This is a genomic window from Synechococcus sp. MIT S9451 (assembly GCF_047304725.1).
Taxonomy (GTDB): Bacteria; Cyanobacteriota; Cyanobacteriia; order PCC-6307; family Cyanobiaceae; genus Synechococcus_C.
Map to the genome: position 1 here is coordinate 2,015,874 of NZ_CP138971.1, position 12,821 is coordinate 2,028,694.

Annotated in this window: 15 protein-coding genes; 13 read left to right on the forward strand and 2 right to left on the reverse strand. The window is 52.6% G+C overall.

Going from position 1 to position 12,821, the window contains the following annotated elements; genetic code table 11:
• Positions 1-61 precede the first annotated feature (61 nt).
• From typA to mscL, 7 genes are all read left to right on the forward strand, one after another.
• A complete protein-coding gene (gene typA, locus SIB72_RS10530) occupies positions 62-1,864 on the forward strand; it encodes a translational GTPase TypA (protein ID WP_115015237.1) in 1,803 nt (600 codons plus the stop codon).
• Positions 1,861-2,250 (forward strand): DUF309 domain-containing protein, encoded by a 390-nt coding sequence (locus tag SIB72_RS10535; RefSeq protein ID WP_413743835.1) that lies wholly within the window; start codon positions 1,861-1,863, stop codon positions 2,248-2,250. The genes typA and SIB72_RS10535 overlap by 4 nt, the downstream gene beginning before the upstream one ends.
• Positions 2,247-2,789, forward strand: a complete 543-nt coding sequence (locus tag SIB72_RS10540) for a hypothetical protein (protein WP_413743836.1) — start codon at positions 2,247-2,249, stop codon at positions 2,787-2,789. Before SIB72_RS10535 ends, SIB72_RS10540 begins: the two co-directional genes overlap by 4 nt.
• Positions 2,786-3,514 (forward strand): LPS export ABC transporter ATP-binding protein, encoded by a 729-nt coding sequence (gene lptB, locus SIB72_RS10545; protein ID WP_413743837.1) that lies wholly within the window; start codon positions 2,786-2,788, stop codon positions 3,512-3,514. Before SIB72_RS10540 ends, lptB begins: the two co-directional genes overlap by 4 nt.
• A 50-nt stretch (positions 3,515-3,564) precedes the next feature.
• On the forward strand, positions 3,565-4,680 hold the full coding sequence (locus tag SIB72_RS10550) for an LptF/LptG family permease (RefSeq protein WP_413743838.1): 1,116 nt from the start codon (positions 3,565-3,567) through the stop codon (positions 4,678-4,680).
• Between the two features lie 42 nt (positions 4,681-4,722).
• Positions 4,723-5,646: a c-type cytochrome biogenesis protein CcsB gene (gene ccsB, locus SIB72_RS10555; protein WP_413745108.1), complete on the forward strand. Its 924-nt coding sequence runs from the start codon at positions 4,723-4,725 to the stop codon at positions 5,644-5,646.
• Between the two features lie 588 nt (positions 5,647-6,234).
• Positions 6,235-6,630 (forward strand): large conductance mechanosensitive channel protein MscL, encoded by a 396-nt coding sequence (mscL, locus tag SIB72_RS10560; protein ID WP_413743839.1) that lies wholly within the window; start codon positions 6,235-6,237, stop codon positions 6,628-6,630.
• A gap of 49 nt (positions 6,631-6,679) precedes the next feature.
• Here the strand turns inward: mscL and SIB72_RS10565 are convergent, their stop codons facing one another.
• Entirely contained in the window at positions 6,680-7,534 is an 855-nt protein-coding gene (locus SIB72_RS10565; protein ID WP_413743840.1) for a hypothetical protein, read from the reverse strand.
• Between the two features lie 38 nt (positions 7,535-7,572).
• Between SIB72_RS10565 and SIB72_RS10570 the strand changes: the two genes are divergently transcribed.
• From SIB72_RS10570 to SIB72_RS10585, 4 genes are all read left to right on the forward strand, one after another.
• Entirely contained in the window at positions 7,573-8,301 is a 729-nt protein-coding gene (locus tag SIB72_RS10570; protein ID WP_413743841.1) for a TerC family protein, read from the forward strand.
• A 2-nt stretch (positions 8,302-8,303) separates the two neighbouring features.
• Positions 8,304-8,645: a DUF6464 family protein gene (locus SIB72_RS10575; RefSeq protein WP_115121641.1), complete on the forward strand. Its 342-nt coding sequence runs from the start codon at positions 8,304-8,306 to the stop codon at positions 8,643-8,645.
• Positions 8,645-9,154 carry a hypothetical protein gene (locus SIB72_RS10580; RefSeq protein ID WP_413743842.1) on the forward strand — a complete coding sequence of 170 codons (510 nt, stop codon included), beginning with the start codon at positions 8,645-8,647 and terminating at the stop codon, positions 9,152-9,154. The genes SIB72_RS10575 and SIB72_RS10580 overlap by 1 nt, the downstream gene beginning before the upstream one ends.
• A gap of 408 nt (positions 9,155-9,562) precedes the next feature.
• Complete coding sequence (locus SIB72_RS10585; RefSeq protein WP_115121787.1) at positions 9,563-9,787, forward strand: hypothetical protein; 225 nt, start codon at positions 9,563-9,565, stop codon at positions 9,785-9,787.
• A 146-nt stretch (positions 9,788-9,933) separates the two neighbouring features.
• Here the strand turns inward: SIB72_RS10585 and SIB72_RS10590 are convergent, their stop codons facing one another.
• Positions 9,934-10,455: a hypothetical protein gene (locus SIB72_RS10590; RefSeq protein WP_413743843.1), complete on the reverse strand. Its 522-nt coding sequence runs from the start codon at positions 10,453-10,455 to the stop codon at positions 9,934-9,936.
• Positions 10,456-10,717: 262 nt separating this feature from the next.
• Between SIB72_RS10590 and SIB72_RS10595 the strand changes: the two genes are divergently transcribed.
• Positions 10,718-11,149, forward strand: coding sequence for a hypothetical protein (locus SIB72_RS10595; protein WP_413743844.1), 432 nt, complete (start codon positions 10,718-10,720; stop codon positions 11,147-11,149).
• A gap of 1,450 nt (positions 11,150-12,599) precedes the next feature.
• On the forward strand, positions 12,600-12,818 hold the full coding sequence (locus SIB72_RS10600) for a hypothetical protein (protein ID WP_115121636.1): 219 nt from the start codon (positions 12,600-12,602) through the stop codon (positions 12,816-12,818).
• Positions 12,819-12,821: the final 3 nt, after the last annotated feature.

Below are 12,821 nucleotides of genomic sequence, written 5' to 3' on the forward strand. Positions count from 1 at the left end.
TAGCCTTACCTTGCTACGCCCCCGGGCGTTCAGGCTTCATTCACAGAACGTCACGGAAATCATGAGCGCCCAGAACAAGGCGATACGCAACATCGCGATCATCGCCCACGTCGACCATGGCAAAACCACCTTGGTTGATGCGTTGTTGGCGCAGTCCGGCATCTTCCGTGACAACGAAGCGGTGCCCACCTGTGTTTTGGACTCCAACGATCTGGAGCGTGAAAGAGGCATCACAATCCTCTCCAAAAACACCGCGGTCACTTACAACGACACGCGTATCAACATTGTCGATACTCCAGGTCACGCTGACTTCGGCGGTGAAGTGGAGCGGGTCCTCGGCATGGTGGACGGCTGCTTGCTGATCGTGGATGCCAATGAGGGACCCATGCCTCAGACCCGCTTCGTGCTGAAGAAAGCGCTCGAGCAGGGATTGCGTCCCATTGTCTTCGTTAACAAAATTGATCGTGCTCGTGTCGATCCAGAGACTGCGGTCGACAAGGTTCTAGATCTCTTCCTCGAGCTCGGTGCTGACGACGATCAGTGTGATTTTCCTTATCTATTTGGCAGCGGCTTAGGAGGCTTTGCCAAGCCTGATATGAAAACAGAGAGCGACAATATGCGTCCGCTCTTTGATGCGATTCTCCGTCACGTTCCACCTCCGGTTGGGGATCCAGAGAAGCCATTGCAGTTGCAGATCACCACTCTCGATTATTCCGATTTTCTTGGCAGAATTATTATTGGCAGGGTGCACAATGGAGTGATCAAGCAAGGTCAGAATGCAGCTCTAATTAAAGACGACGGCAAGGTTAAGAAAGGTCGTATTAGCAAACTTCTTGGCTTCGAAGGGCTTCAACGTGTTGAGATCGAGAACGCAACTGCGGGTGATCTTGTTGCTGTTGCCGGTTTCGATGATGTCAATATCGGCGAAACGATTGCTTGCCCTGATGAGCCACGGGCACTACCGCTGATCAAGGTGGATGAGCCCACCTTGCAGATGACTTTTGTGGTCAACGATTCTCCTTTTGCAGGCAAGGAAGGCAAGTTTGTCACCAGCCGTCAGGTGCGTGATCGACTCCAGCGTGAGCTACTCACCAATGTTGCTCTTCGGGTGGAAGATACCGATTCCCCTGATCGCTTCGCAGTCAGCGGTCGAGGTGAACTGCATTTGGGCATTTTGATTGAAACCATGCGCCGGGAAGGGTATGAGTTCCAGGTGTCTCAACCGCAGGTGATTTTCCGCACCATTGATGGCACCCCATGCGAGCCCGTGGAAACGTTGGTGATGGATGTACCTGAAGCCGCTGTTGGCGCCTGTATCGAGAAGCTCGGCACCCGCAAAGGTGAGATGCAGAACATGGAAACCAGTTCCGATGGGCGAACCCAACTTGAGTTCATTGTTCCCTCGCGTGGACTGATCGGCTTCCGTGGCGAATTCATCCGTGCCACCCGCGGTGAAGGGATCATGAGTCACTCCTTCTTTGAATATCGGCCGATGCTTGGCGACTTTGACACCCGTCGTAATGGTGTACTGATCGCTTTTGAAGAGGGCACTGCCACCTTCTATTCCCTCAAGAATGCTGAGGATCGCGGTCAGTTCTTTATCACCCCAGGCACGAAGGTCTACAAAGGCATGATCATCGGCGAGAACAATCGTCCTCAGGATCTCGAGATCAATATTTGCAAGGCCAAGCAACTCACAAACATGCGTTCCGCTGGTGCGGATGAACTGGATACTCTTCAGTCCCCTGTGCAGATGACCCTTGAGCGTGCTCTGGAGTACATCGGCCCTGACGAGATGCTTGAAGTCACCCCTGAGTCAATTCGTCTGCGCAAGTTGCCGGCGAAGAAGATGGCGAAGCGTTGAACGCGACTAGCCCCTCATCCTCTTCTGACCAGGTCCGTTCGGACCCCCGTTTTGATGAGGGGGTCCAACTGTTCAATTCAGAGCAGTGGTATGCCGCTCATGACGTCTTTGAAGATCTCTGGCATGAAACGGCAGACCCTGAGCGACGCGTCCTCCAAGGTTTAATCCAAGTGGCCGTGGCGCATGTGCATCTTGAGAGAGGCAACACCAAGGGCGCCACGATTCTTCTTGGCGAAGGCTTGGGTCGCCTCAAGGGCACATCCCTTCCTGACTTCGGTCTTGACCTCGACCATCTCCGCTCCACACTCCACTCCCGACTCACTGCCTTACAGCAGGGGCTTGATCCCGCTTCGTATCCCGTCCCTGTTCTGCTCGATCAGCAATGAGGTTGTCGGTAGATTGCCGTCAGTTCAACGTTGATGCGAAGTTGCTTGCCTCAGTGCCCCCAAGGGAAGTGTTTCGTCCACTTGGAATGGGCATGGCGGCCCTGCTGATCACCTTGATGCCTTTGCATGGTGCCCATGCTGAGCAGCTCTCCCAAGTGCCAGATCGTTCTGGTGAGACCACTGCATCGGCCTCCACGGGTGCGGCGCCTGGTGGCCTGATCACAATCGAGTCCGACAGCCAGAGTGCCGACAACCTCACTGGTGTGGTCACAGCCGCTGGCAATGTTCGAATCGTTTATCCCTCCAGGGGAATGGTGGCCACCGCCAGACAAGCCCAGTATTTCAGTCGTGAAGGCAGGCTTGTGCTGAGTGGAGATGTTGATGTCACGCAGGACGGAGGCAATGCTTTGCGAGCAGAGCGGGTGGTTTACCTGCTGGAGGAGGAACGAGCAGAAGCAGAGCCCACTCCTGGTCAGCAGGTATTCACGCAGATGGTGATCCGCTCGGACAGCACCCTTCAGACTCCTCTGACGCCATGAGCCTCACCCTTGAGCGCGTGGCCCTGACCCTTAGTGGGCGTCCTCTTGTCAGTGATGTGTCGATGACGCTCGCTCCTGGCGAGGTGATTGGGTTGCTTGGTCCGAATGGTGCGGGAAAAACAACCACCTTCAATCTTGTGATCGGTCTGTTGAGACCTGATCAGGGTCAGATCCTGATGGACGGCCATCCGGTGGCAGGGCTTTCGATGCCTGAACGAGCCACGCTTGGCATTGGTTATCTCCCTCAGGAGCCAAGTGTGTTTCGCACTCTGTCTGTACGGGAGAATCTCCAACTTGTTTTGGCTCAAAGCGGTCTTTCGACTGCCCAGAGCCGCGATCGATTACATCAGTTGATCGATGAGTTTCATCTCAATCCCTTCCTTGATCGAAAGGGCTATCAGCTTTCCGGAGGTGAGCGCCGACGCACTGAAGTGGCCCGGGCCTTGGCCGTTGGCCTGGAAGGACCCCGATATCTGCTTCTGGATGAACCCTTTGCTGGAGTGGATCCTCTGGCAGTGGCAGATCTACAAGCCCTGATTCACTCGCTGCGGGAGCGCGGCATGGGGATTTTGATCACGGATCACAATGTACGTGAAACCCTTGCGATCACAGATCGGGCTTACATCCTTACGGATGGATCAATTCTGGCGGCGGGCCGTTCTGAAGAGGTGGCCCATGATCCCCTCGTGCGTCGTCACTATCTCGGGGAAGGCTTCCAGTTGTGATTGATTCTTTCCAACAGAGGCTGTCTCGAGCCATACGCCGCATCCCTCTCATGGATCGGTGGCTGATTTCCGAATTGATCGGTCCGCTCCTGTTTGCCATTGCGGCCTTCACCGTCGTCTCCCTCTCGGTGGGAGTGATGCTCGATCTCGTACGCAAGATCGTCGAATCGGGTCTGCCAGTCTTGATCGCTATTCAAGTGTTGTTGCTGCGCTTGCCCAGCTTTCTGGTCATTTCTTTCCCGATGGCCACTTTGATGGCCACGTTGTTGGCTTACAGCAGGTTGTCGGCCAACAGTGAATTGACGGCTCTGCGCAGTGTTGGTGTCACCGCTCAACGGATGGTGGCACCGGCTTTGGCATTGGCGCTAGCGATGAGCACCCTCACCTTCGTGTTCAACGATGTGATCGTGCCTCGTTCCAATCGTTCGGCTGAGATCACTCTTCAGCGCGCTCTTGGCAAGGCAATCTCTACTGAAAAAGGAGAAGATATTGTCTATTCGAGATTCGGTCGGCTGGCTGGCGGGGGTGACGCTGACCGTTCCCGCGGTCTTGCTCAGCTGTTTTATGCCCGTGAATTCCGAAAGGGACGAATGCAGGGTGTAACGGTGCTTGATTTTTCACGCGTTGGCTATACCCAAATGCTTGTGGCTGATGAAGCCAAATGGAATGACCGTGAAGGCAAATGGGAATTTCTTGATGGACAGAGCGTCACCCTCACTCCAGAAGGAGGAACGATCGATGCCCAGTTCGATCGTTATCTCTATCCGTTGAGCGCAGCACCTATACGGATCGCAAAGTTACCCAAAGATGCCAACAACATGACGGTGTTAGAGGCCTTTGAAGCAGAACAGTTGCTCCGAGATGCCGGAGATCGAAAACAGGCACGCAAGCTCAGGGTTCGTATTCAGGAAAAATTCACTCTGCCGATGGCTTGTCTTGTCTTTGGGCTGATCGGTAGCAGCCTTGGTGCGAGGCCCAATAACCGCACCAGCCGCAGTCAGGGCTTTGGGATCAGTGTGGTTCTGATCTTGGTCTATTACGTGCTCAGTTTTAGTTTCAGTTCCCTCGGGGTCAAAGGCACCTTGTCTCCCCTTCTCGCTGCGTGGTCGCCTGTTCTGATTTCCTTTGCTGGTGGTTGGTATCTGCTGCGTCAGGCCAGTCGCTGACCCTTCCCTTCAAACTGTCCATCAAGCCATCCCATGTTTCCGATGTCCGTTGTTGGTGACGATCCCGTCCTGCTATTGGGCCTTTTGGCATTCGCTCTGTTGCTGGTGGCTCTCCCTTGGGGGTTCTGGGCTCTCTCCAGCGGCAAAACGTCCTCCGGTGTACGGGTGTTGATCGCGCTGGCGAATCTGTCGCTCACCTCTCAGTTGGTCCTGCGCTGGTGGCAATCGGGACATTTCCCAATCAGCAACCTCTACGAATCTCTCTGTTTTCTCGCCTGGGCCTGCACCCTCACGCAGCTTCTGGTTGAGCGCAGTTGGCCATCGCCTCTCGTAGCAGCAGCTGCCACTCCCATGGGCCTCGGCTGCGTTGCCTTCGCCAGCTTCGCTTTACCGGATCGACTCCAGGAAGCTTCTCCATTAGTTCCTGCCCTGCGCTCAAGCTGGCTGGTCATGCATGTCAGCGTGATCATGGTCAGTTATGCAGCTTTGCTGGTTGGATCACTGCTGTCGATCGCAGTGCTCTTGATTGATCGTGATAACGCTCTGGAGTTACGCAGTAGTTCGATTGGCAGTGGGGGCTTTCGAAAAGCAGCACTGGCGGGGGCAACAGGCTCTGCTGATCTTGAGCTGGAGTCGGTTGCGTTCAGTCGGAGTGAACAGCTCGACAGCCTGAGCTACCGCACCATCACCGTGGGGTTTCTTTTGCTCACCATTGGCATCATTAGTGGTGCCGTTTGGGCCAACGAAGCCTGGGGAAGTTGGTGGAGCTGGGACCCAAAGGAAACCTGGGCCCTGATCTGCTGGCTTGTGTATGCCGCTTATTTGCATACGCGCCTTAGTCGTGGTTGGCAGGGAAGGAAACCTGCGCTGGTTGCCGCATTTGGCTTGGTTGTGATTGTGGTCTGTTATATCGGCGTGAACCTGCTTGGAATTGGTCTGCACAGCTATGGCTGGTTCTTTGGATGACCGGTCAATACGTTCTTCCTCTGTTTCGACGTTGTTGTTGAACCACTCGTTGAGTTTAAGAAGCTCCTCTGTGTTTACTTTGCAACTGGTAAATCATCTGTTTTTAGAAGAAGTCCCTAATTGATTTCACGGCACCTTTGAGAGTCTTGTACTGCCTGGAACCAATTCCTTGTCTGTAATAGGAATAGACTGTCTCAAAGGCACGGTTTCGTTCCCAGAGTTGAAAGTAGTCGCCATTGGAGAGGGTGAAATTCCAAATCTCGACCTTGCCAAGCTTGTGATGATGCTTTGTGGTTGTCGGGCGTCCTTCTTCAGCCATGGTATCGATAAACACTTTGGTCTCGTCGATCGAAAGGCAAGTCAGAGTTGTCATTTGTATCCCCGTCCATACATTCAATGTTCATCCAGGTGGCCTCAAGTGCATGAGCAACGGTCCTGGGCTTGGTGAGAAGGTTCTGAGTCTTCTCACGACTCATGTTAATGATTACTTTGTTGTGAAGTGGATGGCAGCACTCAGTCCAGCATCCAGACCATCTGTTGTCTTGTAGCTACTGCCCAGCTAGAACGATAAAGAATTCTTGTTTCGCTGTGCCTCGAACACCTGCCTTTCTCTCAGCTTTTCAATCCTTCATCAGCAAGGGAAATGTTGTTGATCTTGCGATAGCAGTGATTATGGCCGGCGCGTTTGGCAAGGTTGTTAATTCTGTCGTCACACTGTTGATGACGAATATCTTGGAGCCGGCGTTGAAAGAGGCCAATGTTGCCTCACTCTCGCAATTGCCGGCAGGGGAGGTTCTTGTCGCTCTGATTAATTTTATTGTGATTGCTTTTGTTTGCTTTGTGATTGTCAAGACCGTAGAGGCGACCAAACGAAAGCGTGAGGCTGTCGAGGCCTCTAAGCCAGACCCGCAGGCCCAATTGGCATCTGCGATGACCCGTCTGACTGAGGTTATAGAGGCTCAGTCTTCATCGCTTAACAGTTAAAACGAATCTAGTCACGTGACTTTCTGCATTCAGGTGTGAGTTTGCGATTTCAGCTTGGCAACGTAGCTGTTCGTGCGTCCGTGCCGGTTGCTGATTCAACAAGTTCATTTTCGATCAGCATATTGAAAGTGAGCAGTTGTTCATCACTCAGTGCTTGACGGCTATTTGCACCAAGTTTGTTTTGAAGGAATGTGCGTGCCTGCTCTCCACTCCATTCCAGCTTTTCCAACATTTGATCCCCTTGTGTGATCAGATCGCCTCTGCGTAGCGGGACCGGTGCCACGTCGACAGGTGTTCCTGGTTCTAAGGCGTTCAGCCGTTTCAAATAGGCAATCAGATCGCTGTAGCGCGTCAGTTTGTGGCGGCTGCTGTGTCCGAAGGCGCGTTCCAAATAACTTCGTTCCTGTTCACGGTCCCAGCCGATGCGCTGGATTTCGAGATCCACGGCGGCTAATTCGTCACTCCAGTCGTCTGGATCAGTAGGCGCTTCACTCGGCGCAGCTTCGGCCTGGACGACAGCCATGGTCGGTGTGTCTGTCGCCGTCAAGTGGGCTTGATCGATTGAATCCCCTGCCATCGTCGTCCGTCTCAGGCTGCTCGGTTTCGGTGACGAGGGTCTTAATGGTGGTGTCTGTTCCTTCCTCCCTTCAGGTCGAGGCGCGGGTCGCGTGGGTTGATCTGATCGTTGGATTGGTGGTGTGCTGGTGTCTGAACCAGCAATGACCTCGGATTGCAGTTCCGCTTGGAATCGACTTCGCAGTCTCTCCAGGGCTCGATCCTCTGCTGCCTCTGCGCTGGCTCCTTCCCCCAAAGCGCTGCCTAGGGCCTTCTGTTGTTCGAAGGCAGTCACAAGCACCACGCAGCGTTCGTGATCGATGTGGCAGAGCTGGGCCTGGGTGTTCATTCCGCATCCATGAGCTTCCTATTTCTAGGCTGACCAGCATGGATTCAGCAGCTCTCCCCTCCCTGATCCCGTTGCTTGATGGTGTCGACCGTTGGGGAGAGCTGTTGCCCTTGCTTCCGGTGTTGGTTTCGCTGGAACTGATCCTGTCCGCCGACAATGCCATTGCTTTGGCGGCCATCGCCCGCTCCCAGAAGGATCCAGAGCGTGAACGTCAGGCCCTCAACTTGGGTATCGCCATGGCGTTTGTATTACGCATTGGTCTGATCCTGATGGCGCAATGGGTGCTGGCCTTTCGTCCGATCCAGCTGTTGGCCTCTGCCTATCTGCTTTGGCTCGTCTATCAGCACCTTCATGAGAAATGGCTGGGAGGTGGAATTGAACTGCAAGATCAAGGCGCTGATGATTCTGCGGATGGATCCTTCCTGCGCACGGTGATGGCTCTTGCCTTCACCGATCTTGCATTCTCAATCGACAGTGTTGCCGCCGCAGTCGCGATCAGCGATCAGCTCATCCTTGTGGTGACTGGTGCACTCATTGGGGTCATCGCTCTTCGCTTCACATCAGGGCTGTTTGTTCGCTGGCTAGCGATTTTTCCGCGACTTGAAACAGCAGGATTTCTCGCCGTTGCTTTTGTCGGCATCAAGCTTTTGGTCACTCTGATCTGGTTAGGCCTTCGAGTGCCTGAGTGGTTCACCCTTGCAACAGTGATTGTGTTGCTCATCTGGGGGTTTTCTGAAAAGTCTTTCCCCACTGCAGAGGAGACTTAATCATGCTTGTTGAGTTACGGCAGTCAGGCAGCGAGAGATTGATTGATCGGCTTGACCTTGTTGATTCTCCCCATCCTGGACGGTGGTTTGAGCACAATGCTCATAGCTATCTAATCTTGCAGCGTCGACATCGCTACGCCTTGCGTTTGGGCCGCTATCAGCTCGTTTCCGTGGTGTTGCTTGTGAAGCAACAACGGCAACCTGTTGATGCACAGCGTTATCGCCATGGTTGGGTCATCGGAGATCCCAGCTGTCGTTTCAATGCTCTTAGTCCGCTTTTGCGTTGTGCTGTGCTGCCCGATGGCCCTTGTCAGGCTTGCTCGCATCATCAACCACGCAACTGATGACACCACTTCCCTCAATGACCTGGCATTGGTGCCGACTTCTCTCTGGTCATGGAGTGGCGTCTGGTGAAGCCAACATCGATCCCCTTCGCGAAGCTTCACCTTATCCACGGGGCACGATCGCAATGCAAACTCCCTTCTTTGCCAAAGCTGGTCTTGATTTAAAAGGAATGTGGCCTGGCACTCTCAACCTCTCAGTAGAGCCGTTAAAGCTTTCATTAAAGAGCCCGGACTTTCATTTCCCTTTACTCTATTGGACGGATCTTCATCCACCAGAAACGTTTTCATTCTGGCGCATCATGTTGCGCTGTTCTCCTCAATCTTTTTCCTATCCTGCTTTTGTATATTTCCCTCACCCTGAAACGAAGGCCATGCACTGGCAACCACCTGGAGTGGTTGAGGTGTTGGCGCCCTGGATTGATGGTCTTGTGCCTAATGCACCGTTGCAAATCGGTGTAGATCCAGAGCGGATCTCAGTGTTTGCTGATCAAGGGGGGTGTATCAACTGACAGATGACTCTCTGGTCTTTGTTTTGATCACTCCTTTGCGGTCAGTCAGCTGATGGTTTCTGTATGATCGAACCATTACCCACTAACGATTCTTCGATTCAGGTATCTCTGTCAATTCCACGCTGCTCGATTGCTCTTAATCGCAAATCACTGGATTGGTTGTTTTTGGTCTTGGCCATGTCTCTCCAGGCTCGAGGTGTGGCCAGCATCGAGCCCAGTTGATGCGAAGTGCTCCAGCATGATCTTCCTCCAATGAGCGGTTTTAAACCATGCCTGCTATTGGATGGTGCTTTGGTCCGAGCTCAGCCATTCTTCTGCATACTTTCTTATGTGCTGATCTCCCGAGAAGCCCGGTCCATCTTGTCGGGCTATGTTCTGAGCTTCAGCCGCCAAGAGTTGTTCCAAAGCATGGTTGATCGACTTGAAGGTGCCGAGCTGATCAGGCTGAGAGCCGCGTTACTTGAGTTCCTCAAGTTCCGAGTCTTAGCAGCTGAAGAGTCTTTTTTTGAACACTCCTCTGCTGATGAGCGTCGTCGTTGGTTGAAGGCTCTCTTCCCGCGAGCACTTTTGCTCAGCGATAGCGTTCTGGAACAGGTGTGGAAGCAGGCTTATGACCTCTATGGATGTCACTAGAGACAGGGACTAACATTTCAGTGGCATAAAGGTATGTTGTTGGTATAGGTGTTGGTAATGATGCCTTTCAACAAGCTACATACATCCTCAGAGGCGGAGCCAGCTACCACCTTCAGAGGTTGTCTCCTAGGTCCGGAGGGTGAAACTCAGCGCTTCAGCTCGAGAACCAGGCGCCTGATCTCAACAGAACCGGAAAGAACGGGCACCGCGGTGACCTGCAGCCGTTGATCTTCAACGACAGGACCGTACCCACAGCTCATTCGAGCCAGTTTCCAGGATTGATTGACACGATTTTGCAGCTGCGTCTTCGATGACATCAACATCATCGACGGGTTGAGCGCATCACACTCCACCTCTGTGGAACTGGACGCATCCTGCGGCTGGATGGAGACCCTGAACGTCACTGAACTGCCTAGCTCATAACTGAGATCAAGACTGTTCCAGAAGCTCAGCTCGCCCCCTGCAGGCACATTCACCGTGGTCAGTTGAGAGTCCAACGCGTCGGACTTGAACTCAAAACGCTTCAGAGCTTCTCCACCCGTGCAGGAACCGAGCAGAAGCATTGCCCCCAGAGCTAATGCATCCGACAACGCTCGAATACCCAGTCGCTGCATCACAAAACTAGGCATGTCATCTTCACTCTCGAGGCAGCCACCTAATTCAGGCAATGCGCCTTCATGCTCATTAACGATGTCGGCAACTCCTAACTGGCGGATCTAGAGCAACTGGAGGGACGCTGTCTATAGGTGCTGAGTCTGTCGCCATGACTCACGACAGAACTATCGCCAGCCTCGTCAAGTGCGGGGTTTTTTGATGCGTTGCTGTGGTTCAACCAAGCGGGGGTGGCAAGTGTCTGAAAGAACACAGCAGTCACATCAGACATAACGAAGAAATTAACCTTTGATTCGCCTTTAACTTATACTTATACCAATGAAATCCCTACCGCTCCTTGGTGCTCTACTTCTCTCGGCATCACCTGCCATCACTGATGACTTTGCTTATGTGTCATGTGATACTGCAGTGACTTTCACTTTTGAGCAGTCCAGTACGAATGAGTCAGAGGTGAAAGAGATGACCCATGTCTTTCACTTCAAGATTGATCAAGCCAATAGTCGAATGATGGACTCAGGTAAGGATGCATGGGTGGATATCGATTTTGTCGATGGCTTTGTTGTGCGAAAGTTCGATGGCATTGAAGGTCAAAGTACCAGTCAAGGTCAATTGTCACTGGTGTTCCCTCCTCCGGGAAAGATCAATCTTGATATGCTTTTGCTGTATGAGAGTGGATCAATGAAAATGGTTGCTAAGGGTGTCTGTCAAGATGCAAATGCTTCAGTATTTGAGAATGCTTTGAGTCAATGAGGCTTCTAATTTTCCTTGGCTCTTAGCTTCTTGTTAGTCCTCACCACCGAAGGCTATGCAAAACCCACAAGGGAAAAGCAGTGGCGGGTGTGTTATCGCTATCAACCTGCCGACACAAAATTTTCCGAGTCCTTGCCGTCCTGATCAACACAGAGCAGGTCAAGGTCTGCCTCCTGGCAGAGGAAGAAGGCCTCTAGGAAGCGTAGACGAGTAACTTGATTGGGTTGATGAGCTCATGCCAAAGCTGCAGCCAAGTAACTGCTGTTGTCTGAGCAGATCACGAACTATCAAAGTAAAGGTGACGAATTGATGGAAGAATCAGAAGCCACATTCACGCAGCGAGTCATCGCGTTTGTTGTGTGCTTCACCTTCCTGGCAACTGTCTTATCCATTGGCTTTATACGCTCACATTCATCAAGCCCGCCAGATACGGGTGAGGCAACTGTCAACCGAATTCGCGATAGGTTCAGAAATCTCCGCTAGCTCATGGCAAGCAAGACATACAGTGAAGCCTCAGCTCGTACAGAATCGCCCATAAGTCTCATTAAAAGCCTTCAACGCTGTTGTGAGCACCGCTTCGATCCCGAATGATGGTCGGAATGAAGAACTGAGCCTTGATCAGCTCAACGAACTTGCCGGTGGGAATCCAAAGGGACCAGACACCAAGATCTATGGAGGTCCTGCAGGCACTCAACCCTCCAGCAAGCAAGGGCCAACCAACGTGCCTCTCCCAATGGCAATCTAACGGATACCGGTGGATTCCAATTAGAAGGAACCGTCATGTAGGTTTTGGCTGAAATCTCTAATGTGGAATCGATATACAGACCACTTCTCTTGTCTCCCGGTACCCATCCCGATTCAAAAATGAAGGTGGTCGGTATCTCTCCTGACTGTGCGCTAATTCTGCAAGAAGGCTCTGCATGGGCTTGAATCAGCAAGGTTTAACTATGACTATTTCCCTTAGGGTCCCTCGCAGGCGTTGCTGAGAGTCGTTGATGCTGCGAATAGGCGAGCTTCCATTCTTAAGCGGACTGCTAACGCTCTGATCTTGAGAGGATCCCTTTCGCAGAAGTCGATCTCATCAGTTGCTTTATCTACTGGGCGTCAGGCCTACTCTGACGAGGGTATTATTAAAACGAGAATCAGTCTTAACTGGATGGGTTTGCAGCTGGTAGCCAACTCCGGCGTGAGCTCTTGTACCTGCGCCTGGCTCGATTGTTTCCTGGCTCATCTGTTGTGAGCTAGCTGCGACCAGGGTGGGTATAGCCGTTGGTTTAGGCCTTGTTCAGTCTTCAGTCCCTTGGGTGGAAGCGACTGTCATACCAGCGGTTTCATTAGAGAGATGCATCCCTAGACCATATGCACTCTATGGATGCCACTAAGCCTTATTGGAAACTCCCATTGCTTCGGAGAAAACACTGCTAGAGCTTGATGAGCTGGATCGCATCGGATGAGTCAAGAGCAGCTGCAAGCCCTCATGGACAGGATGGATCAAGAGCCTTGCCTGCAAAAGGATTTCCTTGGATCGGGTCTTGATCCGATTCAGTGGTCAGTTGAGCAGGGATATGTGATCAACCGTGAGGATATTGAGCTGGAGGATTACCGCCGGAAACGCCTTGGCGGACAAAACCCCTTGCCCTGGCGACTGTTCTCGCAGTTCTGCTGGTGATTT